This is a genomic window from Methanolobus sp., assembly GCF_030682845.1.
In the GTDB taxonomy this organism is placed as follows: Archaea; Halobacteriota; Methanosarcinia; order Methanosarcinales; family Methanosarcinaceae; genus Methanolobus.
This window is the reverse complement of the sequence record NZ_JAUXNK010000022.1, coordinates 1-25,753: the sequence shown is the minus strand read 5'-3', so window position 1 is coordinate 25,753 and position 25,753 is coordinate 1. Positions and strand designations below refer to the sequence as shown.

General features: G+C 45.5%; 20 protein-coding genes and 1 tRNA gene. 8 read left to right on the top strand and 13 right to left on the bottom strand.

Annotated elements, in window-relative coordinates; translation table 11 throughout:
* Positions 1-19: 19 nt before the first annotated feature.
* Together Q8J68_RS02185 and Q8J68_RS02180 are read right to left on the bottom strand one after the other, a co-directional pair.
* On the bottom strand, positions 20-2,197 hold the full coding sequence (locus Q8J68_RS02185) for a type II secretion system F family protein (protein WP_305309922.1): 2,178 nt from the start codon (positions 2,195-2,197) through the stop codon (positions 20-22).
* A gap of 16 nt (positions 2,198-2,213) precedes the next feature.
* Positions 2,214-4,388, bottom strand: coding sequence for a type II/IV secretion system ATPase subunit (locus Q8J68_RS02180; RefSeq protein ID WP_305309921.1), 2,175 nt, complete (start codon positions 4,386-4,388; stop codon positions 2,214-2,216).
* Positions 4,389-4,807: 419 nt separating this feature from the next.
* On the opposite strand from Q8J68_RS02180, the gene pheT reads away from it, so the two are divergent.
* The gene (gene pheT / locus Q8J68_RS02175; protein WP_305309920.1) at positions 4,808-6,430 is read left to right on the top strand and encodes a phenylalanine--tRNA ligase subunit beta; all 1,623 of its coding nucleotides are present in this window, start codon (positions 4,808-4,810) and stop codon (positions 6,428-6,430) included.
* A 26-nt stretch (positions 6,431-6,456) separates the two neighbouring features.
* Here pheT and Q8J68_RS02170 read toward each other — a convergent pair.
* The 4 genes from Q8J68_RS02170 to Q8J68_RS02155 form a co-directional block, all read right to left on the bottom strand.
* A tRNA-Arg gene (locus Q8J68_RS02170) sits at positions 6,457-6,554 on the bottom strand.
* Positions 6,555-6,611: 57 nt separating this feature from the next.
* Entirely contained in the window at positions 6,612-7,361 is a 750-nt protein-coding gene (locus Q8J68_RS02165; RefSeq protein ID WP_305309919.1) for a sulfite exporter TauE/SafE family protein, read from the bottom strand.
* A gap of 173 nt (positions 7,362-7,534) precedes the next feature.
* A complete protein-coding gene (locus tag Q8J68_RS02160; protein ID WP_305309918.1) occupies positions 7,535-7,894 on the bottom strand; it encodes a potassium channel family protein in 360 nt (119 codons plus the stop codon).
* Positions 7,895-7,961: 67 nt separating this feature from the next.
* Positions 7,962-9,707, bottom strand: a complete 1,746-nt coding sequence (locus Q8J68_RS02155) for a site-2 protease family protein (protein ID WP_305309917.1) — start codon at positions 9,705-9,707, stop codon at positions 7,962-7,964.
* A gap of 502 nt (positions 9,708-10,209) precedes the next feature.
* Here Q8J68_RS02155 and ftsZ point away from each other — a divergent pair.
* The 5 genes from ftsZ (at position 10,210) to Q8J68_RS02130 (ending at position 17,048) form a co-directional block, all read left to right on the top strand.
* Complete coding sequence (gene ftsZ, locus Q8J68_RS02150; protein ID WP_305309916.1) at positions 10,210-11,388, top strand: cell division protein FtsZ; 1,179 nt, start codon at positions 10,210-10,212, stop codon at positions 11,386-11,388.
* A 94-nt stretch (positions 11,389-11,482) separates the two neighbouring features.
* Positions 11,483-12,961, top strand: coding sequence for a dihydropteroate synthase-like protein (locus tag Q8J68_RS02145; protein WP_305309915.1), 1,479 nt, complete (start codon positions 11,483-11,485; stop codon positions 12,959-12,961).
* An 8-nt stretch (positions 12,962-12,969) separates the two neighbouring features.
* Positions 12,970-13,425 (top strand): hypothetical protein, encoded by a 456-nt coding sequence (locus tag Q8J68_RS02140; RefSeq protein ID WP_305309914.1) that lies wholly within the window; start codon positions 12,970-12,972, stop codon positions 13,423-13,425.
* Between the two features lie 209 nt (positions 13,426-13,634).
* A complete protein-coding gene (locus Q8J68_RS02135) occupies positions 13,635-15,656 on the top strand; it encodes a sodium-translocating pyrophosphatase (RefSeq protein ID WP_305309913.1) in 2,022 nt (673 codons plus the stop codon).
* 483 nt (positions 15,657-16,139) lie between these two features.
* Positions 16,140-17,048, top strand: a complete 909-nt coding sequence (locus Q8J68_RS02130) for a hypothetical protein (RefSeq protein WP_305309912.1) — start codon at positions 16,140-16,142, stop codon at positions 17,046-17,048.
* Here the strand turns inward: Q8J68_RS02130 and Q8J68_RS02125 are convergent.
* Positions 17,042-17,962, bottom strand: coding sequence for a TIGR00269 family protein (locus Q8J68_RS02125; protein ID WP_305309911.1), 921 nt, complete (start codon positions 17,960-17,962; stop codon positions 17,042-17,044). The two genes, Q8J68_RS02130 and Q8J68_RS02125, sit on opposite strands and share 7 nt — an antisense overlap.
* Before the next feature lie 142 nt (positions 17,963-18,104).
* Here Q8J68_RS02125 and Q8J68_RS02120 point away from each other — a divergent pair, with 142 nt between their 5' ends.
* On the top strand, positions 18,105-19,448 hold the full coding sequence (locus Q8J68_RS02120; protein WP_305309910.1) for a tripartite tricarboxylate transporter permease: 1,344 nt from the start codon (positions 18,105-18,107) through the stop codon (positions 19,446-19,448).
* 238 nt (positions 19,449-19,686) lie between these two features.
* Here the strand turns inward: Q8J68_RS02120 and Q8J68_RS02115 are convergent, their stop codons facing one another.
* Positions 19,687-20,472 carry a winged helix-turn-helix domain-containing protein gene (locus Q8J68_RS02115; RefSeq protein WP_305309909.1) on the bottom strand — a complete coding sequence of 262 codons (786 nt, stop codon included), beginning with the start codon at positions 20,470-20,472 and terminating at the stop codon, positions 19,687-19,689.
* A 623-nt stretch (positions 20,473-21,095) separates the two neighbouring features.
* Here Q8J68_RS02115 and Q8J68_RS02110 point away from each other — a divergent pair.
* Positions 21,096-21,593, top strand: a complete 498-nt coding sequence (locus tag Q8J68_RS02110; protein ID WP_305309908.1) for a PGF-CTERM sorting domain-containing protein — start codon at positions 21,096-21,098, stop codon at positions 21,591-21,593.
* 343 nt (positions 21,594-21,936) lie between these two features.
* Here Q8J68_RS02110 and Q8J68_RS02105 read toward each other — a convergent pair whose 3' ends face one another.
* The 5 genes from Q8J68_RS02105 to Q8J68_RS02085 all read right to left on the bottom strand — a co-directional run.
* Entirely contained in the window at positions 21,937-22,308 is a 372-nt protein-coding gene (locus tag Q8J68_RS02105; RefSeq protein WP_305309907.1) for a cupin domain-containing protein, read from the bottom strand.
* Positions 22,309-22,334: 26 nt separating this feature from the next.
* Positions 22,335-23,105: a carbon monoxide dehydrogenase accessory protein CooC gene (locus Q8J68_RS02100; protein ID WP_305309906.1), complete on the bottom strand. Its 771-nt coding sequence runs from the start codon at positions 23,103-23,105 to the stop codon at positions 22,335-22,337.
* 60 nt (positions 23,106-23,165) lie between these two features.
* Positions 23,166-23,984 (bottom strand): formylglycine-generating enzyme family protein, encoded by an 819-nt coding sequence (locus Q8J68_RS02095; protein ID WP_305309905.1) that lies wholly within the window; start codon positions 23,982-23,984, stop codon positions 23,166-23,168.
* Positions 23,985-24,122: 138 nt separating this feature from the next.
* Positions 24,123-24,794: a hypothetical protein gene (locus Q8J68_RS02090; protein WP_305309904.1), complete on the bottom strand. Its 672-nt coding sequence runs from the start codon at positions 24,792-24,794 to the stop codon at positions 24,123-24,125.
* 241 nt (positions 24,795-25,035) lie between these two features.
* On the bottom strand, positions 25,036-25,753 hold a 718-nt coding region (locus Q8J68_RS02085), incomplete at its 5' end, for an RNA-guided endonuclease TnpB family protein (RefSeq protein WP_305309903.1).

Sequence of the window (25,753 nt, the reverse complement as noted above, 5' to 3'; positions counted from 1 at the left end):
GTCTACATTAATATGTCTGTCAGATGAACAGCGTGAATATAACATAACCGATTATTATCATGATCGTGGAGTGCTTGAGGCCTGCCATGACACTGCCTTCACCCATGGCTCCTGCCATAAGGCCCGAACTAAGTCCCTGGATAATAGCTGCATGCTTGAAGAGCTGTGTGTAGGCATTCAGATCGAAATTGCCAAGGAAGCCTCCCTGGCCTCCTGATGCTGCCATCTGTTTACCGGCTGCTGCCATCTCTGTCAGGAAAGTTGTTGAGATAACATATATAACACCCACGAACACAAGGAATGAAATGTAAATGATGACAATGTAGATCATCATGCTCATACTTCGTTCTCTTCTCATCCCCTGCTCGGAAGCCGCATCCCTTGCTGCTACGATCAGTACCTCTCCCACATCACCGCTGGATTCATTTGCTTTTGTTATCAGGGACAGTGAGCGTGTGATGACCTGGGTCCTGAGCCTGTTAGCGAATCTCACGAGCGAATCGTTGATATCGATTCCCCATAGCATATCGTGCCATATCTTCTTCACTTCGCGGCTGAGAGCATCAGTTTCTGATTTGGCCATAAGCTTGATGGAATCCCTCAGTGTCATGCCTGTTTCATTAGTACTTGCCAGTTTCTTCAGGAAATCCGGGAAATTGCTCTCCAGCTTCTTCTTCTTCATGCTCTTGATCTCAAAGAAGATGGACAGCGGTATTATTACCAACAGTATTGCGAACACGAGCTTATCGTCGATGAAATCCACCAGAAGCGCAGGCGTGGTCAGACTGTGAATATTCATCATCAGAGGCACGCCCACCACAAGAAGCGCCAGTGGAACTGTGACAGCAATTGTTGCAAGCGGATTACGGAACATCGGTGCAAGTGGGTTCTTTAGAATGTTCTTTATGGCAAGCCATTTCTTTGATTTAATGAATGATTCGAAATAGTCTCTTTCCCTGGCTTTCTCCTGCGTCTCTCCGACCGGTTCCCCGTTCTCATCGTATACAGGCAGCAGATATCCTGGTACTTCCGGTATCCCATGATCAAGTACCATGCGCGTGTTAAGGAGTTTCGGCTCACCCATCTCAGTAGGAGTGATGATGCTTATCATGACCACAAACATCAGGGAGCCCACAGGCAATACGGCATAGATGATCGCATATACCATAGTGCTTGTACCGGAACCCATGACAGCCATCATAACTCCCATAATTATTATAAAAAGGGGGCCTGCCACAAAAGCTGTCACGTATGACTCTGCAAGTAGTGCGAGTGTATCAAGGAAACCCTTCTGGTCAACTTCTGATCTTACCAGGTATTGCTCTGACTTGTCACGGAAATAGTTGGGTATGTTACCGCCACTGTCTATCACAGTAAGCAGATTATATATCAGGTCCTGGAACCTATCCGAAGGTGTTGTTTCCGAAGCGTTTGTAAGCGCTGTTCTCAGGTCATGTCCGAAATAATCCATATCCCTTACGATGGCGTCTATTTCCTTTGAAGCCTCTCCATATGTATCCTCGGACTTTGCGAGAGCCCTGAACACATCAAGGATATTCATGCCTCCCTTGCTGAGTGCATACATGAATGTTACGGCATATGGTAACTGCATATCTATCTTTGACTTACGCTCACCTGCCTGGAATCCCGGATAGATCATGAATATATTGTATACCAGTCCTCCAAGGCCCACAATGAAGACGATGGTAATGAAAAAGGCTATGAATATCTCCTTATAGGAAAGAAGAAAAGCTATGCTAGGGCTGAAAGTAAGTTTTGTCAGCTTATCGGGAAGACCAACAAGCTCTATTATAATGTATGTGAGAAAAAGTCCCAGGAAAGCTCCCAATATACCCGCCAGTATGGAGTAGAATATGGCATTTGAGATATACATCTCATGTGACACTGGTATACGAGCCTGATTGAGCTGCTTTTGCAGGTTCACGTAGTTTTGTTTCCGGGCTTTGATCCTTGTGCCAAGCAGGACAAATGGTACCTTCTTAAGCACTTTGTAATAAACACCGGCTTTCTTAATATAAAGATCAAGATTAAGTTTACTCTTCCTTTTCTTGCTTTTTGAAGTCTGCACTGTCTTGTCGTTATCTGCCGGATAGTCCACAGCGCTCTCAACGATTACCTGTTCAGTTTCATCCGGCTGCAGCATGGTAGTTTCAGAAGAGTTCTTTTTTTCAGTCAATCTTTCACCTCCGCGCCTACGTTATCTGCAGTTTCTTCAGGACCCTCTCGGGCCTTGATTGGTATGCATTGATTATTCCTGATATCTCGTTGAAGTCCTTTATGGTGTTATTTACCATGTATTCCAGTATCTTCTGGCGGTAATAGAGTTCTTCGTCGATCCTGCCCTGCCCCCAGCCACGGCGCATCTTGATATCAAAGAGTGCCTTTGATTCTCCGGTCCTGACAAAGACATCGTTTTCGGAATCCCATACAAAGATGTCGTTGGTCCTGATGTTTCTCGTATTGGGGTCTATGTCGATGATCTCAACAAGCTTGATGTTCCTTCTCACACGTTTTCCTTTGGTGTATGTCTGGGACTGTATGCTCATGATATCCAGTGCCTGGATCATGGATCGTGGTACGCTGATCGGCGGGTTCTCAAGCCTGTGAATGGCAGATGCTACTGAGTCTGCATGCATTGTGGAGAAGGTGGTATGTCCTGTAGACATTGCCTGGAAAAGTGTCAATGCCTCTTTACCCCTTACCTCACCTACAAGCAGGTATTCCGGACGCTGACGCAGTGCAGCCTTGAGCAGGTCGTACATATCCACAGCTCCCCTTTCGTCAGCAGTGAACGAGTCCCTGGTCATGCTTGGTATCCAGTTAGGGTGAGGAAGTTTGAGTTCCCTTGTATCCTCAAGTGTAATGACCTTTGCCTTTTCAGGAATGAAGAGCGACACCGCGTTAAGCGATGAGGTTTTACCTGAAGCAGTACCTCCGGCATAGATAAGGCTCTTGTTATTCTCAATGCATAGCCACAGGTAAGCCATAGCTTCTGCAGAAAAAGTTCCCCATTTGATGAGGTCTACAGGTGTGATTGGGGTTTCGCTGAATTTACGTATGGTGAAAGTACTTCCATGGGCTGTGACGCAGGTTCCCAGAGTCATCTGGATCCTTGATCCGTCAGGCATGGTGGCGTCTACTATCGGCTCAGCCACTGAGATATGTTTACCACTTCTCTGAGCCATCTGGATGATGAACGAATTGAGCTCATTCTCAGGATACACTATGTTTGTTGGGATGTTCTGATATGTCCGGTGGTAAAGGAAGATAGGTACGTCATGGCCGTTGCCGGATACGTCCTCTATGGTAGTATCACACATGAGCGCATCGATCTTTCCAAAACGGATAAAGTCCCTTTTGATATAATAGGAGATCTTGGCAAGCATCGGGGAGGTGATCTCAAGGGTATAGTCCTGTATGATAGACCATATCTTGGATTCCAGTACAGTTTCCTTGTTGCATGTATCTTCATCTATCTCCTCTACCAGAAGCACATCACGCAGTCTGTCCCTTATCTCTTTCAGGAGCACTTCTTCAAAATCTGTAAGCTCCGGTTCTACAACATAATACAGGTGGTGGTTTGTCTCTTCGTTATAGAGGATGACAATGAACGTATAAGGCTCGTTGACCCAATAGCGTTCTATCTCCTCATACCCTTCAACACCTTTAAATTCGGAGATGAGGCCATGTAACTGCGGATCATAAGGCTCTATTTCCACCTCTATCTTTTTAAAGAGGCTCTTTACTTTACCAAGGAACCCTATCTTTTCTTCTTTGACAGCCTCTCCTACTGCTTCTATTTCTGTTTCTGCTTTGTTTTCCCCGATTGGTATAAGCTTCTCTTCCTTTGATTTGTCTTCAAGCAGGCTCTTAACTTTTAATTTTGCCTCTTCGTCCTTTTCAGGAACCGGCTCTTCTTTCATTTTTATATCAGGGAAACTTCTTTTAGCAGGGCCAAAACCTGATGACTTTGGGAGCAGGATATTAAATTCATCACCTTTGGATGGGATCTCGGCTTTTTTATCCCGGGGAGTAGTCTCTGCTCTTGGAACAAGTATCTCTCTCTCACCAAAGGGCGTTCCAGGTTCTGACGAAGCTGAACCTTTCATTATGAGGGAGTTGAATTCATCCTCCAGTTTCTGTTCGGATATCTTTATCTGCGCTAACTTTTCAAGGAGATTCGATGCCTCCAGGGTGTCTTCGCTTCCTTCGCCTTCCTGATCACCGTCGCCTGTATTAACAGTATCAGAGACTCTTTCGACAGCTAATGATGCTTCTTCTGTTGGTAGAACACTAAATGCTTCATCTTCTGCCTTGGCTTTTTCAAGCTCTTTGTTTTTCATGTTTCCAGTTTGAGCATCAGCCATGAATGTCACCAAATAATAGTTGAATTGTCCAAATATCTAGTTATATTATATATTTATTATAATTATGCTGGTTATTAAAGGTATTGTATCGATGAGTGATCTTAAAGTAAACACGGCCATAAACTTGCAGCTATGCTTTGAAGATCTTCCTTTGACTCTTTTTTATGTACTGATGTACACCTTTAAATCTAAAATGGACATGAAAAATATAATAATACTAGGTGTGCATTCATTTTTGGCACAGCTATGTACAAAAGAGCATTTTTGTAGAGATTTCATGTACATGGTGTATCATCACTATTCTTATTGCTCTTCTGTTGATCTGAACATAATCCTTGCTCTGCTAAATCAAAAACATTAAATCTAAAGGTTGATATGTTCAGGTAGAATAGTGACAAGGGACAGAGAGGATATCCTGCATGCCAATAATAACCCTACCATACAATGATCTTGAAGAGCTTACAGGGACTGACAGGGACACGATCATTAAGCGTGTGCCTATGATCGGCGCCGACATCGAGCGCATCGAAGAGGAGTCTATCGACATTGAGTTCTTCCCCGATCGTCCTGACCTCTATAGTGTAGAGGGCGTGGCACGCGCAATGCGTGGTTTTCTTGATATAGAGGCCGGATTTTGCGATTATGAGGTCAGGCCTTATCAGATAGAGATAAGCATGGACGCCCAAATTGAGAACATCCGGCCGGTATTGGGATGTGCTGTGGTAAGAGGCCTCAGGTTCACTTCCACTTCGATCAAATCCCTGATGGACCTGCAGGAATCGCTGCACTGGGGCCTTGGACGTGACAGGAAAAAAGTATCTATCGGAGTACATGACCTCTCAAAGGTACAGGCCCCATTCCGCTATATTGCTGCAGACCCCGGCTTCAGTTTCGTGCCACTGGATTTCACGGAGCCCATGTCCATGAAAGAGATACTCGAAAAGCATCCCAAGGGTATGAAGTTCGCAGGCATACTGGATGGCCTGGATAAATATCCGCTGATACTGGATGCTAATGACAATGTCCTTTCATTCCCGCCTATTATCAATGGCACACTTACAATGGTGAATGAGAACACCACTGATCTGCTTGTAGATGTCACAGGCCTGGGCTCTGAGGTCTATACTGCACTGAACATAGTTACAACAGCACTTGCAGAGCGTGGCGGGGAGGTTGAATATGTGAAGGTCATCAAGGCGGACGGCACTGAACATATACCTCTTGATCTTTCACCCCGTGTCAAGATACTCCGAAAGTCTGAAGTCGATGCTCTCGTAGGGCTTGACCTTCCTGTGAAGGAGATCATCAGGCAGCTGAACAGGATGGGATTTGGTGCGCAGGAGCTCCACAAGGACATCATCGAAGTAATGATACCTGGCTACCGTGCGGATATCCTTGATAATTCTGACCTCATAGAGGATATTGCAGTTGGCTACGGTTTCAACAATATCCCTGCTATATTCCCGATGAATGCCACAGTGGGCAAGTCTCACCCCCTATCGGATATCAGCTCCTCAGTACGGGAGATCATGACAGGCCTCGGTTATTCGCAGGTGATGCCCTTCACTCTGACCAGTGAGAAGATCAATTTCGACTGGATGTGCAGGGAAAGAACAAATGACGTCACTTGTGTGCTGCATCCCATAAGCGAGGAGCAGACAATGGTAAGGACCACTATCCTTCCCAACCTTCTTGAAATACTTTCCATGAACCAGCACAGGGAACTTCCCCAAAAGGTATTTGAGGTTGGGGATATCGTTGTAAATAACAAGAACGGCCTGCACCTTGCTGCAGTATCCATTCATGCCCAGGCTAACTTCACAGAAGTGAGAGAGCTTGTGGATGCGTTCATGAGGGAAAGAGTTACCTCCTACGAGGTTACAGAGTCAGAGGACCCGGCCTTCATGGAAGGCAGAAGAGCGGATATACTTGTGAATGGCAGGAAGGTGGGTGTCATGGGAGAGCTTTACCCGCAGGTCATCGTGAACTTTGGTCTGGGGCAGCCTGTGGTGGGTTTCGAGATTGATTTAATGAAAGAGTGATCAAAAGTCCTAAAAGAAAAGGAAAGCGGGCCCGCCGCGATTCGAACGCGGGTCAATGGGTATCTTCGGGGCAAATAAAGCCTCTTCGAAGCCCATTAGGATATCCTGGCTACCCTACGAGCCCACAGGGATGTATTGATTGATACAGACTGTATTAAAGGTTTCTATTAACAGGTTCCTATTAAAAGAGCCCCGACAGTATCCTTGCTGCCATGACCAGCAGCATGACTCCCAGTATTTTTCTAAGCGTTTCCGCTTTTATTCTGCTGTACATCAGTCTTGAACCTATCTGTGCACCAAGGAAAGAAGCCACAATTATGTAGAGCAACAATGTTGTATCAGGCTCCCAGGTCCATACATGTGCAAGGAACGCGGCGAGTGATGCAAAGACAACCACAAACCCCGAAGTTGCAGCGGCACATTTGATCCCATACCCCAGAACTATGAGCATAGGGACCACAAAAGACCCTCCTCCCACGCCTAATAAACCGGAAAGGATGCCTATCACAAATCCTCCGACAATTATCAGGATCTTTTTCTTTTTTCCGGAGATCTCTTTTCCACGATAGAACTTCTCAAATCTTGCAAAGAGCATCTCTGTCCCAATGAACACCATCTGGATACTGAAAATGAGAAGCAGTAAATTAACAGGAGTAAGCCTTGCAAGGTATCCTCCTATCTGTGTCCCGATGGCAGCAAACAATATCAAGGGAACTGCTACTTGCAGGTCCACCATCTTTTTTCGCAGGTATAGAATGGCTGCGGAGCCGGAGGTCACAATATTGAGTAAAAGGGCAGTTGTGATAGCGCTAAGGAGCTCCATGCCTGTTCCGTAAAGGAAGGGGACATAAAAGACAGCTCCTCCAATCCCGATCATAGAAAACAGGATGGAAGTCATGAACACTATGATCACTAATAGTATATTTTCCATCTGTATCTTCCCTCGTCGTGGATATGCCAGTATCTCTGGTTACGTTCACTTCACATATTTCTCTTTGAACAGGCCGATTTCCTTTTTCGCACCAATTACCGCAATGACATCGTTCTTTAATATGAGAGATGAAGGAAGTATCTCCGTTATTATCTTTCCTTCCCTTTCTATCCCTATGAGTGAACATGGTCTGAGGGATTTCCGGAGATCTTTACCGGCATACCTGGACGTATGTTCTTTTCGAGCAAGGGTGATATCAGAAGGTTGAAAAGTAGTCCCAAAACAACAGGAATGCCTGAAAGTTGCACTATTATGGAAAAGAATTTTCCTGCAGGTGATGCAAACACTATGTCTCCGTATCCTACGGTGGTGATAGTTGTCATTACCCAGTAAGTGCCATCAACGAGATTTGCATAAGCGTACTGTTGCTCGTACTGCATTATATAAATGAAAATTAAAAGATAGACAAGAACCACAGCAAATGTAAGTAAAAAGGACCTCAGGATTGTTCTGTGCCAGAGTTTCCGTTGCATAATATCGGTCCTTTAAACTAAATTATACTAGTGAGTTCTTGTTACTGCCAGACTTGTTCTCTCCTTTTCAGAACCCATGTATCATGTATGGTCCAAATATCATTAGCAGGAAGGACATAAGTATCAGCAGTGCAAACGTTGCTGTTATGGCTGTTGACAGGCGCTCAGCTTTAAGTTCGTTGTTGGTGATGCGATAGAGAGCTGCATGTAGGTAGTCCCTGAAAATATGCCCTCCATCAAGAGGAACCGCCGGCAGGCAATTGAACAGGCCAACATAGAAATTCAGCCATCCTATCCATAGCAGGGCGTTGGCTATCCAGAACAGGCCGATACCAAGAGGTTCAGCCCATCCTACAGGCTCATAGAACTGCGCCAGTGTACCGCTAAATCCCGGGAAACCTTCACCTGCAAATCCGATTATCGGAAGCCCCAGAAGGATGATCCATCCAACGGGACCGGTCAGCATACCTGGTATGTCCTTGAGGAGGCCCAGATACTCACGTGCCGGGAACTCGCCTACTGAGAAACCAAGGGATGTTTCTACATATCCGGCCCCTCCGGTGTACACTCCCAGGAATCCTTTCTCAACATTCTCATCAGGATGAGCTTCCAGTTGTACTGTAAATTCTCTGGTAGTTTCCTGTATATTGTCCTCAACGCTGATGATCTCTACCACTACGGTCTGGCCGGAAGTCGTTGTGTCCATAAAGGACATGAAATCTGTGGCAGTCAGTATTGGCTGGCCATCCATGCTCTTTATGTACATGCCCTCTTCAAATCCTGCAGCCTGTGCAGGTGAACCTCCGACGACACCCTGGACCTGGACACCCCTGTTGTCCGGTTCGATGTCTATGACCTGCGTCTCGTAAACTGAAACAACCCTGTCGGTTGCGGCATGGACCATGACAGTGGACCCGGCTTGCGCAGAGCCAAGATAGAGCAGCATTTCATTTACATTACTTATGCTGGTCTCATCAAGTTGTGTAATAACCATTCCCTGCCTCAGACCGGCAGTATAAGCAGCAGAGTCCTCTTCCACGTCAACTATCATGGTATTGCCAATAGGTGAGATGGCACCCAGCACAGGTCCAAACAGCAGGGAAAATGCTATCAGTGTTACTACAAAGTTCGCCATTACGCCGGCTGCCAGGATGCGGCCTCTCTGGGTACGGGTAGCCATTCTCCCGGGCACAACCTTCTTTTTCACCGGCTCATCATCATGGATATTGATTCCAAGCCTGCGGTCCCCGTAGGGGTCTGGCCTGTTATCCTCTTCCTCTTCTTCCTTACCGAAAAGTTCCTTTTCGTCAGGTTCGGCAAATCCTCCGATAGGCACGAGCGCAAGCAGGATGCCCATGGATTTGACACGGATATTCTCCACTCTGCATAATATGGCATGTGAGAATTCATGGACTACCAGAGTGACTATTAGTGCAATTATTCCCCATGTGAGGGGTATGAACTCATTGACGCCGGGTATCAGGAATATGTTCCTTGCCTCGTTGAACTTACTAGGCTCCGGGACACTATTGGTCCCAATCGAGCTCAACAGGGCAATATCGGATAGTATGACAATAAGGAACATTGCTATCATACCGATGAACATCAGCCTGATGCCAATATCAGCAAAGAGCCTCCAGGCTTTTTTGGGTTTTGCCAGCTTGTCAAGAAGACTTAGTCCACGGGTAGTCCTTATCATGAGGACTGGCCCGTATGTGCTGATATTATACTTTTCCAGTATTCCTTTCTTTTTAAGGGCTATGACAAATAACCAGTACAGCAAAAAGACTGTAAATGCGATGGTAGTGTTCAAAAAAACTCTCCGTTGAGACTTGAATTATGGATCATTTATGGAATGTCTGTGGATTCTTGATCGTAAGGCGTTTACTACATAAGGGAATTTCTTCCATTTGGTCCTTTTCTAAAGGTGAGATAACATAGTAGCATATGTATATATAGATGTACCTGCGAAAATTAATGCTTTTGTATGTGCATGCTTGTAAACAGACTACTTAGATACTCTTATATATAACTATTTTTAAATATCAAATGATTCATGTTTATCACGCATCATGGTTCTGTGGCCACAAATGCTGAGCAGTTTGTGTTTCCAAACCCGGAGTACTTCTGGCTTACCTTGACTTGTATGCTTATTTTACTTGCATAAAAGCATAAGTATAAAAACAAGGAACGAAATATAGCAATCACAGAACTGTGAAACGTTGATAAACGTTGATGAATGGTTTGAGCATTAACGAGCAATATTTGAAATCGTATACTATACCGCGATGTAACATATCCGTGAGGGGATGAATGTGCAGTCGATAGTCCAGGAAGCATTAAAACACACTGAAAAGGAAAAAGAGTACCGCCAGACGATCGCAGTGGATGATCAGTTCGACATGTTCGGACAGCCGAGAATCCTTATTGTAGGTTGCGGTGGTGCGGGTAACAACACTATAAACAGGCTCTACAACATCGGGATCGAAGGTGCCGAGACAATTGCTATCAACACTGACAAGCAACACCTTGACATCATCCGTGCCGACAAAAAGATCCTTGTGGGAAAGACACTGACCCGCGGTCTTGGTGCCGGAGGTTATCCCGAGATAGGTGCCAAGGCAGCAGAACTTGCGCGTGGTACTCTTGAAGAGGTCTTCAAGAATGCTGACCTTGTTTTCATTACAGCCGGCATGGGTGGAGGAACAGGTACAGGTGTTGCCCCCGTCGTTGCTGAGATTGCCAAGGAACAGGGAGCGATCGTTGTAGGTATGGTCTCCAGTCCGTTCAGGGTCGAGAGGGCCAGGGCTGTCAAGGCAGAAGAGGGTCTTGAGGAATTACGCCGTGCAGCAGATACAGTTATAGTACTTGACAACAACAGGCTTCTGGAATATGTCCCAAACCTGCCAATAGAACAGGCTTTCTCTGTAATGGACCAACTGATCTCTGAGACAGTGAAGGGCATAACAGAAACAATCACCAAACCATCACTCATCAACCTTGACTATGCAGATATCAGGGCTATCATGAGCTGTGGCGGAGTTGCAGTCATGCTCGTGGGCGAGAGCAAGAATCAGGACAAGAGTGACGATGTCGTGCGCGCTGCACTGAATCACCCGCTCCTTGACGTTGACTACAGGGGCGCAACAGGAAGCCTTGTACACATAACAGGCGGTCCTGACCTCAGTCTTAAGGAAGCCGAAGAGATCGCTGCATCACTTACCTATGAACTGGCACCCAGTGCAAATGTCATATGGGGCGCACGCATCAGCAATGAATACGAAGGCAAGGTGCGTGTGATGGCTATCATGACAGGCGTTCAGTCCGCACAGGTGCTTGGTCCGCAGTATGAAGCAAGGGCAGCCAGCATGGTCCCAGAAACTCCCAGGTCATACAGGCATGCGCCAACTCCTATGAACAAGGCCAAGCGCACAGTCGTTGAGTCACCCGGTTCCAGAAAAGCCGGTGGATCAATAATCGATATAATCCACTGATTGTCTGTAATACTTGCAGCCGTGCCATAATGGTACGGCAATGTAACTTTTTTTAAAAAGAAATTCTTATCAGGTAGCATTACAATTTTGAGCCATGAAAATACTGGTTGCCACGGGTCATCTGGCAGAGATAGCTGTAAGGAAGTCGGTAGGTGATAATGCTGATATCATTGTCGCTGACACAAAGATAGCGGCTTTTATTACTCCGGGCAAGCTGCTGGCTGCCATTGAGAAGCATATTTCCCGGTTCGATTACGATATTATATTTATACCTGGAATCTGTTCAGGAGATTTTTCAAAAGCTGCAGCTCAGCTTAATTGCAGGATCCTTCTTGGTCCCAAGCATGCATACGACCTGGGTTATGTACTTCCCTTTGCCGATAAAATAGAGTTCTCCGATAAAGTTCCAGCCTGTGAGTTGCTCATTGATGTAAGGCGGAAGATGGCCCTGGAAAAAGCCAGGGATCTTGAAGAAGGATCAGGACCCTCTCTGGCACTGGGTAACCTGAAACTGGGCGGGAACAGCCGCATGAAGGTGATGGCGGAGGTAGTTGACGCCACTGGAATGGAGAGCAATGCTCTTGCAGGGAAAATAAGGTCATTTGTCGCAAAAGGCGCTGATATCATCGACCTTGGAGCCTCTCTTCATGCAACACCCAGTGATGTTGAGCGCGCCATCAAGGTTGCCAGGTCAGTCACAGAGGTCCCTGTAAGCATAGACACGCTTGACCCGGATCTTCTCGCAAAGGCACTTGATGTTGGTGTGAATCTGATACTCAGTCTGGACAGCAGCAATATTGGAGTCGTTGGTTCCCGTGTTGCCACATCCGGTGTGCCGGCGGTAGTTATTCCGGATCCTGACGAAGGTCTTGAAAGCCTTCTAAGGAATATTGATGCAGCACGCTCAGAAGGCATTGCGGAAATAATAGCTGATCCCGTGCTTGACCCGATAGGGTACGGCTTCACAGATTCTATTGTTCGGTACAGTGAATTCCACAGGCTTTTCCCTGATATCCCTGTTTTTTTCGGGGTTGGCAACGTAACGGAACTCCTTGATGCAGACTCTGCAGGCTCCAATGCAACACTTTGTGGCATAGGGGCCGATGTCGGTGCAAGCATACTCTTCACACCGGAGTTCAGCAACAAGACACAGGGTTCTATCAGTGAACTCACTAAAGCTTCCCTTATGATGTTGCTGGCACGTGAAAGGGCCAGTTCTCCCAAGGATCTTGGCATAGACCTGGTGGAAATAAAGGAAAAAAGAAGGCGAAATGATGCCGTTCTGCCTGATGCCTTCGTCGGGGCCAAGCCGCACAGGATGTGGAAGCTTGATCCGGCGGGCAGTATAAGGATTGGTATCGTCCCCGATGAAGATGGTAAGGGTGGCTTGATCCTTGCCGAGCATGAGACAGTCTCGGTTGCCGGGAAGACTGCCGGTGAGGTGATGGATACGCTTATTGACATGAGCCTTGTATCAAGGCTTGAGCATGCTGGTTATCTTGGAAGGGAACTCAAAAAAGCGGAGATAGCCCTTAAATTCAATAGAAGTTATTCACAGGATGATGATTTTTAGGTGTTGCTATGAAACTGGAAAAACAGGATATGGATAAGGTAGTTGTGATCGTTGCTGCAAGGTATTTCTCACAGCTGGGCTGGAAATGGGTGGATGTCAGGAACGAGACATCCGCTATATACAAAGCCTATGATGAGCTCAAGGAACAGTACGATAAGTATCCTTATATGAGTCGCGACTGGTATGTGAGCAATTCAGCTACCAAGAACATACACATGTGTGAGAAATGGGATGAGCTTGCAGAGTTGATGGGATTCCTGCGTGATTACGGTCAATATTTTGATTTCCTTGTAAAGAACGAAAGGAAATCGTTCTGCATTGCAAGTGCTGACGGCATCCTTGATTCAGAAGAGAGGAATGCAGTGGCTGCTGCAAGGAAATTGAGATGCAACGTCTTTGTATTCAGGGTTGACGTGCCGCAGGACATAGGATTTGAGCTTATGCAGATAGGTGGAGGATTGTGACCCTGCCAGTCTCAATCGATAAGTTCATATCGAAGATGTAATAATTCAGCCTATCTTTATATATTATATATCTCTATTATAGCCGGCATTTATTAAAAAATTATGCAACAAGCCGTTCACATGCGGTTTGTTTTTCCGGTTAACACTTATGAATAAAGAATCAACACATTTACAATTTGTAACATAAATATATTGAGAGGAGTTCTAAAATGGAATCTTTAATTTATCTTGCCCCTCTTGCTGGTCTGATCAGTTTGTTGTTTGCTGGGATCTTTGCGCGCAGCATTCTTAAGGAAGAGGCTGGCTCAGAAAAGATGCAGGAAATAGCAAGCGCCATCCAGGAGGGTGCGATGGCATACTTGAACCGTCAGTATAAGACTATAGCCGTAGTGGCTGTGATCATTGCGGCACTTATCTTTGTTCTGCTTGATGATGGAACAAAGATTGCCATTGGTTTCCTAGTTGGTGCAATAAGTTCGGCAGTGGCCGGATACATCGGAATGAACGTTTCTGTCAGGGCCAATGTCAGGACAGCACACGCTGCATCCAAGGGCCTGCAGAAAGCTATGTCAGTTGCATTCCGTGGAGGAGCTGTCACAGGTCTTGCAGTGGTAGGTCTTGCACTGCTCGGTACCAGTGGTTTTTACATTCTGTACGGTGATGTCGACCTTGTGATCGGGTTCGGGTTCGGTGCAAGTCTGATCAGTCTCTTTGCAAGGGTTGGCGGAGGTATCTTCACAAAGGCTGCCGATGTAGGTGCAGACCTTGTAGGTAAGATCGAAGCCGGTATCCCCGAAGATGATCCGCGTAATGCAGCCGTAATAGCTGACAACGTCGGTGACAACGTCGGTGACTGTGCAGGCATGGGTGCCGACCTCTTTGAAACATACGTGGTCACAGTGCTTGCTTCTATGCTTCTTGGTTCACTGATCATTTCCTCATATCCGAATGCAATCCTCTATCCGCTTATACTCGGTGCAGTTGCGATCTTTGCTTCCATCATATCCGTGTTCTTCGTAAAGGTGGGAAGCAGCGGCAATATCATGAATGCACTGTACAAAGGTGTTGCAGGTTCAGCAATTCTGTCCCTGATAGCATTCTATTTTGTTACGACATCCCTGATGGACGACATTAAATTCTACTATGCAGCCCTTGTAGGTATCGCTATAATGGTGCTCATGGTAGTATTCACGGAATACTACACATCCAAATCCTTCCGTCCGGTAAAGACGATTGCAAAAGCCTCTGAGACAGGTGCCGGTACAAACGTCATTTCCGGTCTTGCAATGGGATTTGAGAGCACAGTGTTCCCCGTGATTACCATTGTCATTGGTATCCTCGCCTCCTTCTACGTTGTAGGTGGAGCGACAGACCCTGCAGTTGGTATCTACGGTGTTGCAATAGCAGCAGCAGCGATGCTCTCCACAACAGGTATGATAGTAGCGCTTGACTCGTACGGTCCTATCACTGACAATGCAGGCGGTATTGCCGAAATGGCAGGCCTGCCTTCCAACGTCCGCAAGGTCACAGACTCCCTTGACTCTGTGGGTAACACCACAAAGGCCGTTACAAAGGGATATGCTATAGGCTCTGCAGCACTCGGTGCGCTTGCACTGTTCGCAGACTACGTACACAAGGTGAATCAGGGAGTGGATCCTGTCAACCTGAGTCTTGACCAGCCGGTCGTCCTCGTGGGACTGTTCATAGGTGGATTGCTTCCGTTCATATTCACAGCTGTCACGATGCAGGCTGTTGGCAAAGCAGCCTTCAAGATCGTCAATGAAGTACGCCGCCAGTTCAGGGAGATCCCGGGCATCATGGAAGGAACTGCAAAACCCGAATACGGCAAGTGTGTCGATATTGTGACCGCAGCCGCGATTCGCGAAATGGCAATCCCCGGCATGCTGGCGATCTTTGTACCTGTGATAGTAGGACTTGTACTTGGTCCTGCAGCACTCGGTGGCCTTCTTATAGGTATCATCGTATGTGGTCTTCTGCTTGCCCTTACAATGGACAACGGAGGAGGAGCATGGGACAACGCAAAGAAGCTCATCGAAGATGGAATGTACGGCGGCAAAGGTTCCAATGCTCACAAGGCAGCGGTTGTTGGTGACACAGTGGGAGATCCGTTCAAGGACACCTCCGGACCAGCCCTCAATGCCCTGATCAAGGTAGTGAACATGGTCGCGATCCTGTTCTCTTCCCTCTTCATCGGAGCAGGTATCTTCTAAAACAGGTATGTTTCCGGCTATTAAGCCGGAAATGCTTTCTATTTTTAATGTTCTTCTTTGCTATTCAGCTCTTTTTAATGTCTTCAAAAAGAATTGCAGGCAGAGTTCACAATTTACATTATTAAGAGTTTCTACAGAACCTAAATATCAAAAAGACCAGAATATCATTTGTCAACCTTATAATCTAAAATTAAAATTAATGTCTATCAAACAAGAATAAGAATTTGCGCGGGTTAGGGAGTGGGGGTTTAATGTATTTGGGGAGTGGGGTTTAGTGTATGAAAAAAGCACCCGCGCAAACACATTAACGCTATCATTGTATTTAGGCTTTACCGTCTCTGTAAATAGATGTATTGAATGGCCTGCTAATTATATAAATTAACATTTATATTTCGGCAAGCTCTATTACTTATGCACTTAATATGAAGTCAAATATCTATATAAATACCTATCTCCTATTGACTGTAACCCCGGAGAAAAACCATGACCGAAGATATTACTACTATAGTACACAAAGGTTTTAGCACATGGAAACGAAACCTTGCTATCTGCGTACCTTTTATCATAGAGGTCCTGGCGACGTTTGTCCTGTTCATTATATTTACTATGTTCTTTGTAATGCTGTTCATACTCCCTGAGGTTTCGGCCAACAATGTGGACCTCGAGCAGTTAAGCCCCGAGGAGTTTCTGGCTGTAATAAGCTCCCTGCTTTCTGGAAGTATCTGGCCCCTTGTAGCACTCGGGATTGTTTTTGTCCTTATCTATATGTTCCTGCAGTCTTTCTTTATGGCAGGTGCCATAGGCATGTCAAAAGAAGCTTCACAAAGGGGTGACACTAGTTTAAGGGATATGTCAGCATACGGAATGAGGAATGTTGTGAGCCTGTTCCTTGCAAAAATTCTCATGTTGCTGCTCGCTCTGGCAGGAATTGTTTTTACGATACCTGGCATCCTTTCCATAGGGGACCTTGGAACTCTCCTCAATGATCCTCAGCAGGCTATTGCAGGTACTTCCATGCTACTCTTCGGACTTTTGATCTGGGGCTTCTATCTTCTGGCAATAAGTATTGTATTGATATTTGTCCAGTATGCACTGGTGGTGGAAAACCTGGACCCGGTAAGTGCGATCGAAAAAGGAGTGGCGGTTTTTATGTCCAACAAGTCCGGCGCATTGGCTCTGTGGATCATCTTGATTGTCATTTCCCTGTTCATGCAACTTTTAGGTGAGATTGCAGGATTCATTGATGTAGTGGCACAGGTGTGGTCATTAGTTAATCCTATTCTCACTTTCATTGTGATACCGACACTCACGACTATCTGGTGGACCCGTCTGTACCTGAACAGGAACGGCAACAAACTATATTCCCTCGAGGATTATATCCTCGATCACTGATCCCTGCCCAATAGCTTGCAGGCCTGGCACACACCTTCGGTGCAGGCCTGGCCGCATAAGCGGCAGTTTGCGAGTCCTTCCTGGGGAAACTCCCTTCCCAGAATACCTGACATCTTGTCAAATCCACTCAGAAGTGCATACTTTGTTCCAGGATGGTTTACCTCAAGGTCGTTAAGCAGCACCCTGATCTCCCCTCTCATGGCTTCATGTGCATACGGACATCCGCCAAAACCAAGAGGCAGGTCATGCAGGTAAGCATACAGGGCAACTTCTTTTTCCGGTATCTGCCGCAGAGGTTTCATACGCAGTACGAGTCCTTCCAGTTCCTTGGGCGGAGCCAGACGTACCATTCTTGAAACATCGCCTTTGAGGTGGTTCAACAGGACAGTTTGCGCTTCATCGTCAAGGTTGTGGCCTATTGCAAGCCGTGTGGCACCAAGCTCAAGTGCTGTCTTGTTGAGCAGGGATTTACGAAGGACCCCGCAATAGCTGCATGTTCCTTTTTCTCTTTTCTGAGGTGCTATCAGGTCCATTGTAGTTCCATATTCTTCCTTAAAGGAGCGTACAATGAGTTCAATTCCAAGCTGTGAGGTCAATTCCTTTGCAGACTCGATGGTATTGGGGCGGTAACCTTCTATTCCCTCATCAATGCAGATGCCAACCAGACTTATGTCCGGCCTTCCTCCGAATATCTTGTGCAGGATGTAAAGCGTTGTACTGCTGTCCTTGCCACCGCTCAGACCCACTGCAATGGTCTCGTTCCTCTTGATACTGTAATGTTTCCTGATGGTCAGCTTTATTTTGCGTTCAACATCCTCGATGAAATGTTTCCTGCATAAGTGCATGCCGGAATATTTCTGAAATATGATTGCATCCCTGTTGCATTTATCGCATCTGAGTGTCGTGGTTTCCATCAGCTTTTGCAATGGAACGCTAGTATAAATACCTGTCTTGTACACAGAACAAAATCAAAAAAATTAAATAAGGCTTCAATATTCTGCTACCCAATGAAAAATTTAAGTGCACGATCTGTAGGTCTGCCATTAAGAGGTTAGCATGCTCACTGATATATCTCCGGTACTGTTCATACTTTCCATTGTTGCCGGATATCTCCTGGGAGTGGTATCAGGGCTGATTCCCGGGATACATACCAATAATTTCGCGCTGATACTGCTTGCAATGTCTCCCTTATTATCGGATAACGGGGTGCCGGTGTTCTATGTGGCCGTTATCATCCTCTCAAACTCCCTGTCACATACCTTTCACGACATAATCCCGGCAATTTTCCTTGGAGCCCCCAACGGTGACACCGCGCTGGCAGTCCTCCCCGGCCACGCTCTCCTGCTGGAAGGCCGCGGTGCAGAGGCTGTCCGCCTTTCCGCACTTGGCAGTGCAGGTTCCGTTGCTCTTGCGCTGTTCATAGCTCTCCCGCTGTCCATGATCTTCCTGACAGCATACCCGCTTATACAGGCTTATCTTGCGTGGATACTCATCTTTGTGGTGTTCCTGATGATAATGACCGAGAGAGGCGAGTTTGTCAAAGGACAGGGTTCGCTTTCCCACTGGAAAAGCAGATTCTACGCCCTGGTGATATTCTTTATGAGCGGGATGCTCGGAGTGTTCGCTTTCAGGATGGAGTATCTGATGAATCCGGTCATATCCTTTGGCGAGCCTTCCATACTGCTTCCCCTGCTCAGCGGCCTTTTCGGTTCATCGCAGCTCATCATCAGCCTGATGTCGGCTCCTGTAATCCCTGCTCAGTTGCGTTCCCGGCTTGAGCTGGACAGGAAACGCATATTCAGGGGCATCTTCGTCGGCGGTGTCTCAGGCTCGCTTGTAGCATGGCTGCCAGGAATATCCTCTTCTATTGCCACGGTCTTTGCACGTTTGTTCATCAAGCAGGACTTCTCAAAGGAGGAGAACCAATATACCCAATACTCGGACGAGGAAATGCTCAGCTCGGCAAAAGAGTTCATTGTCTCCGTTTCAGGTGTGAACACCTGCAACGCCATCTTTGGTTTGATAGCACTTGCCGTCATCGGTAAGACAAGGAACGGAGCCATGGTGGTGATCAACGGCCTGCTTGAAGGAGTGAGCCTGGATGCATCCACAATTATCCTTTTCCTGTGTGCCATCGCCCTGACGGCGATAATGTCCTACTTCTCTACCATCTATCTCGGAGACCGGGTCCACCAGTGGCTTTTGTCCATAGACTATCCCCTCCTGTGCTATTGCGTGATCGCAGTGCTAACCCTGCTGGTCCTGCTCTTCACAGGTCTCTTCGGCCTGGTGGTATTTGCCATCGCCACATCTATCGGGATGCTCTCCCCCTTCCTGAAAATACGCAAGAGCCATGCTATGGGTGTTATTTTATTGCCGGTAATACTTTACTTCCTGTGAGTGTAGGGGGTTACGGGTTCGGTACAATCATGAGAACAAGGAGGCGAGTTATGATTAGCTCCTGTTTGTTGATGATATGATGTAATAATTAAGGGATTGGATTCGAATTATTCCATCGCACATTTATATGGGGTTATAGGTAACGAGAAAAAACCGAACTGTGAATAACTATACTATCTGTTCAATCCCAAATACACGTCTACAAAATTTGTGCCAGAATATAATAAAAAATCAATCATCAAATCGCAGTAATTGGTGTACAGTCTCTCAAATAATATTCAAATAACTCTTTTGCCCACTCAAGGGCACTTTTTCTCCTGCACAAAACATGTTCAATATCAAATTTTTCCTCATTTGTTATGAAGTCAATCATAAGATTAACATCATCATATACAAAAAATAAGAAACTTGCTTCTTTATTATAGACATACAAATTGAAAGATTTGTTCTTAAGAAGAGCTGCAAATTCTTCATGTTGCTCTTCTTTTATTTTATCGAGCAGTTCTTTAGAAATAATGTAGTATATAGTAAAACTATTCTCAAGCAGCTTTGTAAACGTTGAATAGAAATCAGGATAAAGGAAAGCACCAACTAAATGGACTGATTTAGTAGTTGATTTCTCAAGGTTAAATGGTTTGTATAAGCTGTTTATCTCTGTAATTTGAGGTTTGACTATAGTACATTTTCTAAGCTCGCTAATCCTTTCTAAAAGATGAGGCGGAATGGAATGTAATTTGTGAGTTCCCCAATAGTCAAGGCCAACATCAAAAGTCTCAACAGTGTTTATTAAATAAGCCATTTTGTCAACAACTAACTTTCCAATAGTTGTCAACTCATAAGTATCATCGTAGTGATCAACAAGATGATGTTCTTCCAGTACTTTAATCTGAGGAAGCAATGCCTGCCTAGTAGTACTAAGGGATTCAAGAAGATAACTCATTTCCTTTACTCCATCCTGTAGCATCAGGAGAACTCCTTTTCGCTTCTCAGATGCAAATATCACATCAAGTAAAGGCTTCTTCATTTACATTACATCCTGCTTTGGATTATGAAGTATTACTTAACAACTATAGCAAATATGTAATCTCGATATTTAAAGGCACCTCATTATAAGAGGATATGCTTCCTCTGTAATTGTATCACATCAATGATAGTTTACTTTTTCCCCCACATCTCCAATCTCTCCCTGACATGGGCATTAAGCGTAAATGGCTTATCTGCTTTGGCATTCTTTTTCATGTAGTGAAGAGCATCCTTAGAGAATCTCATATTCTCCCATTCAGTATAGGAAATGCTCAGTATCTTTTGCCTTATGTCATCTGAATCCTGTCTTTAAATAGCATATTCAGGCTTTCAGAAATCAAAGACTTTTTCTTTTCAACAAGTAACTGATCCAATTCTCTAGTCTTCAACAATAAGGCATAACTCCACATTACTGATTGCTTTTGATAAGGTGTTTTCTTATTCATCCACGTGTTGAACTCCTCAGTAACTTCCTTTGCTTCTGAGAGCTTCAACCTTAAACAATAACTCTCTTACCCGATGAAATCCTTATTATCAATCTTTCTGATTCGATCTGGATGATAAGAACATTTATAACTATGTGATACTGAACTTATTATTTACTTAGGAATGTGGGATGAAAATATGAACAATAATTTAGTTGCCGTGATTTTGTTAGTAATTATAATGTTGTTGGGCTCACCCATTGTCTCAGCGAGGCCCGCATATCTGGATGCTTTCAACCAGCAATATGACACAGAAGATACAAAACTTGATGCATGCGCTACCTGTCACATTAACCCAAATGGTGGAGGCTCCCGGAATCCTTACGGGATGGCATATGCGGCAAGTGGAAGGGACTTTGCATCAATTGAAGCGCTCGATTCTGACGGGGATGGATTCACCAATCTGGAAGAGATCAATGCCCTGACCTTCCCGGGGGACCCTGCTGATTACCCACAAACTGAATCGGAGACTCCATCGACAGAAGACATATCTGCTCCTGTAAATGAAGACCAGGAACAGGAAACGAATGAGGAGCCATCCGGTGAATTAGCATCTGAGCAACAATCACCTGGATTTGGTGCTGTTCTTGCTATTGTCGGAGTACTATCGGCCATTTACTTTAAGAGAAAAGGATAGACGGAGAATGAGCAGAAAAGGCGGGCTGAAATTATAATGCCATTAAAATAAAGCCTGATGGAGAATTGTCAGCTCGTTCGTATTATTAAGAACGGATTAGGTTATATATAGAAAGTGCCTATTAGACATTGCGGGTAATGTCACTCGCAATGTCCGGGAAGAAATATTGGGGAATATTTCGGATTCGTTAGGAGAGAGGCGCCTTAAAGCGTGGTGGTTTCCAGGCGCCTCATACTTTCTCTTTTGACTTAGGTCAACAAGTGTCCTTATCCTATAAAAAGCGTTCCCATTAGCGATTAACATGTCCTTCATGGGTAGTTTTCACACCATTATATGAGAACATTTACCTCGCTGGCTTCAACTCGGTATCTTCATGAGAATATGGAGGTGAGCAGCAGCACAGTATCTTCAGAGGCACCTTTTCGGTGTTTCTTATACTATGGTATTCTCCCGGGAGGATGCATATACTGTCTCCTTCGTTTACCTGAAAGCCATCTTCTCCGACTGTCATGTATCCTGAGCCTGCGGTGATGTGATATATTTCCTCAGAAAAGGCATGCATGTGGTGCAGTGTTTCGCAGCCGGGCATCACAATTGCCTCTGCAAGGCTCTGTGTCCGGTTCCCGTGCACAAGGGGATGCATCAGCTCCCTGATAGATGATCCGTCTTTTGTTATGTAGGGTTCTGTCTGGTTATATGATATTTTTAGCGACATAAACGGTCCTGACGTTGGATTTAAAATCATGCTTCCTTTTCAAATGTCGCTATCATGCTCAGCATGTTCTCTTTTATGCTTCTGACAGCATCCACCCATTCACCGCCGACATCGATGGGTGCCAGGCCCATGAGATCGGCTTCTGCAAGCCCGGTATCGTAAGGTATCTCTCCCAGGACCGGAATGCCGAGCTTCTCAAGGTGCGGCCTGATATTGGCGGAATTGCCCTTATTGATCACAGCCGCAAGATGCCTGATATCTATACCCTCTGACAGTTCCTTGATCCTCTGGGCCGTTTCTATGGACCGCATGCCAGGCTCAACCACCACGATCATAAGGTCTATTCCGCGGGTGGTGCCCCTTCCCAGATGCTCGATGCCTGCTTCCATATCCAGGATGACGGCACTGCTCTCCTTCAAGGTCACATGGCGCAGGAAAGCACGCAGGAAGGAAGAAGCGGGGCACATGCAGCCACTGCCGCCTCTCTCGATGGTCCCCATCACCAGCATTTTAACATTGTCAGGCCCCACAACGCCAAACATATCCACGATATCGTCTACCTTCGGGTTGAACTTGAACATGCCTCCCTTCTCCCCGGCCCTTTCTTCTATGAGTTCCTGATAATCTGTCAGGGGCTTGGGAGTATTTTTTACACCGATAGCAGACGCAAGGTTCATATCGGCATCCGCATCAATGGCAAGCACCTCATATCCATCCCTTGCAAGCATCCTTGCCAGGGTACCGGAGAGTGTCGTCTTCCCGACACCTCCTTTTCCTGTAACTGCGATCTTAACCATATTCTTCAACTCGGGACTTATAAGAATTATATGTTCCGGTAAAGCAATTGAAGGGAACTTCTATACTTCCCTGACAAGCCTGAAACCAAGGACGTTGATGCTGCTGTCGGCATCCAGTTGCCCGCGAAAAGCACTCTGGCATATATTGGGTCCGTCCATCCAGCTTCCTCCTCTTCCTACACGGATGATAGAGTCTTCTTCCCATGCACTGCCGTCAGTGGGTGCATCTTCATAGGTGTCATGCCAATTGTCCTGGGTCCATTCCCATACGTTGCCATGCATATCATACAGTCCCCATTGATTTGGTTCTTTTTCTCCAACGGGATGGGTGGTCCTGTTCGAATTGATGGCGCACCAGCCGTAAGTATCGGACCAGCCGTACTCATCAAGGTCTGTTGCTTCTTCTGTGAACGAGAACACGCTTGTTGTGCCGGCCCTGCAGGCATATTCCCACTCAGCTTCAGTGGGCAGCCTGTACTTATCTGTATCTTCAAGTTCGTTCAGTTTTTTTACAAACTCCTGAGCATCATTCCATGACACCTGTTCAACCGGCAGATCATCTCCTTCAAAGAATGATGGGTTTTCTCCCATCAGCATGGTCCATTGCTTTTGTGTGACCTCGTATCTGGCCATATAGAAAGGTTTGGGAATCTTTACTTTGTGAGCTGGATCGTCAAAGGCGACCAAAGGCGTTGAATCCGAACCCATGTAAAACTCACCTTCAGGAATAAACACGAATTCCATGCCTAGGGAGTTATTATACTTCTGTTCGATATCCTGACTTTTGTCCCCCGTACATCCGGAAAACATGATCATGGATATCAATATCACTATTAACAGGACTTTTTTAATAAAATGCTCTTTCAGTCGAAGGCTCATTTTTGGACACCATGGTGTCCATGCAGGTGTTGATATAAATAGATATTTGGTTATATCTATACTTAATTATGGAAATATAAGAAAAAAAGAAAAATAGATATTATCCTAATGATATTTTTGAACAACTTTAAGTAACTATCACTCAAGTGTTGCTATCAGTTTCAGCATCTCTTCCAGTTCGCGCTCACCGTCGATAGTGAAGAGGTTACCGCTGACAGGTCCCATGTTTACGGACATGCTGCCGTTGGGGATTATCCCTGTGATAATGGTGCTGGAATCTTCATTCTCATATGCTGCAACAACTGCAATTACACTCAAGCCCCCGCTTCCGGAGTCCTTGGCTCCCGAGTGTATGTAGACGGGGACCATAAGTCCGCTTTGTAATGTGATCTGCCTTGTGCTGGTAGCTTTGAGATCCTCGATATTGTTCTCCGATCTCAGGTCTTTTACACTGCTTTCCACTATTCTGTTTATTATATCATTGGGTAGTTTCACACCTGCCGGGAAAGTGATACGGCTGGTATGGATCTCGGAAGTGATCGATGGCACTTCGATGTTGGCAGGCAGATTATGATCGTTCTTGAAATCACTTATCTGCTTTTCAATGTCTTCTGCAAGCCTGTCGTTGCGATACTTAACAACCGTGCTGTTAATACTGACACTGGTTGAGTTGGATATCTTTTGTTCAAAGGTCCTGTACTCAACAGCCTCGGTCTGAGACCATCCATAACTGTCCAGCGCACTCTCGTCCACAAATGCCGGAAGCGCGTCGGGAGTATCTATACATCCTGCTATTGATAGGGATGACATGATCATAAGAGTTACCAGAATACACGAAGTGTGGAGTTTTTTCAATATATCACCGGAGATTTTTCAGAATAGTATTGTTGGCTGATTGATAGTTATTTATGATATTATTATTTATATATTAAACACTTGGTTTATAAAAACATTGTTGTGGCACCTTCTTTTGTTAGTTGTGAACTACCACCCATTAAAATGGGTGGCTTCTTGCTTCATCTGTTTCTCCAGCGAGAATACATCCACAAGCTCAAACCTCAGTCCCTGCGGCGGTATTGTTTAGCGCGATATTCAGGATGTTGATGGCTGCGTTAACATCACGATCATGTTTTGTATGACACGAAGGACATTCCCAGCTTCTATCGTTCAATGTCAGATCGGTATTCTTGTGTCCACATATACTACATAGCTTGGAACTTGGCACAAACCTACCGATTTGCATTATGGTCTTACCGCACCACTCTGCCTTATATTTCAGTTTTACTATGAAATTTCCCCAGGCAACATCCGAGATTGCTTGAGCCAAGCAATGATTCCTGACCATTCCTGAAATGTTCAGATCCTCCAGGGCGATAACTTGGTTCTCGTTTACCAGCCTGTTGGATAGTTTATTATGAAAATCATTTCGTTGATTGGTAACTTTTTCATATAGTTTAGCCACAACCAACTTTTGTTTCTTCCTGTTACTCGATTCCTTTTTCTTACGAGACAACGACCGTTGCTCTGCTTTAAGTTTCGCCATGGATTTCTTAAGATGTCGAGGATTCTCGATCTTTTCACCCGTTGAGAGAATGGCAAAATGGCTAATGCCAACATCAACGCCAATGGTTGTGCCTGTCTCAATCTTCTCAGGTATTTCCCGTCCGTCATCAACCAGTATGCTTATGAAATACTTGCCAGTCGGTGTTCTGGATACAGTAGCAGTCCTGGTTTCCCCGTCGAATCGACGATGGAATTTGGCTTTGATA

Bases quoted from the DNA above. Each gene is read 5' to 3' on its own strand.
- Q8J68_RS02145 (WP_305309915.1), top strand. From the start codon at position 11,483: ATGAAAATACTGGTTGCCACGGGTCATCTGGCAGAGATAGCTGTAAGG.
- Q8J68_RS02105 (WP_305309907.1), bottom strand. From the start codon at position 22,308: ATGTCGCTAAAAATATCATATAACCAGACAGAACCCTACATAACAAAA.
- Q8J68_RS02140 (WP_305309914.1), top strand. From the start codon at position 12,970: ATGAAACTGGAAAAACAGGATATGGATAAGGTAGTTGTGATCGTTGCT.
- Q8J68_RS02180 (WP_305309921.1), bottom strand. From the start codon at position 4,388: ATGGCTGATGCTCAAACTGGAAACATGAAAAACAAAGAGCTTGAAAAA.
- Q8J68_RS02160 (WP_305309918.1), bottom strand. From the start codon at position 7,894: ATGCAACGGAAACTCTGGCACAGAACAATCCTGAGGTCCTTTTTACTT.
- Q8J68_RS02100 (WP_305309906.1), bottom strand. From the start codon at position 23,105: ATGGTTAAGATCGCAGTTACAGGAAAAGGAGGTGTCGGGAAGACGACA.
- Q8J68_RS02130 (WP_305309912.1), top strand. From the start codon at position 16,140: ATGACCGAAGATATTACTACTATAGTACACAAAGGTTTTAGCACATGG.
- Q8J68_RS02110 (WP_305309908.1), top strand. From the start codon at position 21,096: ATGAACAATAATTTAGTTGCCGTGATTTTGTTAGTAATTATAATGTTG.
- Q8J68_RS02120 (WP_305309910.1), top strand. From the start codon at position 18,105: ATGCTCACTGATATATCTCCGGTACTGTTCATACTTTCCATTGTTGCC.
- pheT (WP_305309920.1), top strand. From the start codon at position 4,808: ATGCCAATAATAACCCTACCATACAATGATCTTGAAGAGCTTACAGGG.
- Q8J68_RS02165 (WP_305309919.1), bottom strand. From the start codon at position 7,361: ATGGAAAATATACTATTAGTGATCATAGTGTTCATGACTTCCATCCTG.
- Q8J68_RS02125 (WP_305309911.1), bottom strand. From the start codon at position 17,962: ATGGAAACCACGACACTCAGATGCGATAAATGCAACAGGGATGCAATC.
- Q8J68_RS02115 (WP_305309909.1), bottom strand. From the start codon at position 20,472: ATGAAGAAGCCTTTACTTGATGTGATATTTGCATCTGAGAAGCGAAAA.
- Q8J68_RS02090 (WP_305309904.1), bottom strand. From the start codon at position 24,794: ATGTCATCCCTATCAATAGCAGGATGTATAGATACTCCCGACGCGCTT.
- Q8J68_RS02135 (WP_305309913.1), top strand. From the start codon at position 13,635: ATGGAATCTTTAATTTATCTTGCCCCTCTTGCTGGTCTGATCAGTTTG.
- Q8J68_RS02095 (WP_305309905.1), bottom strand. From the start codon at position 23,984: ATGAGCCTTCGACTGAAAGAGCATTTTATTAAAAAAGTCCTGTTAATA.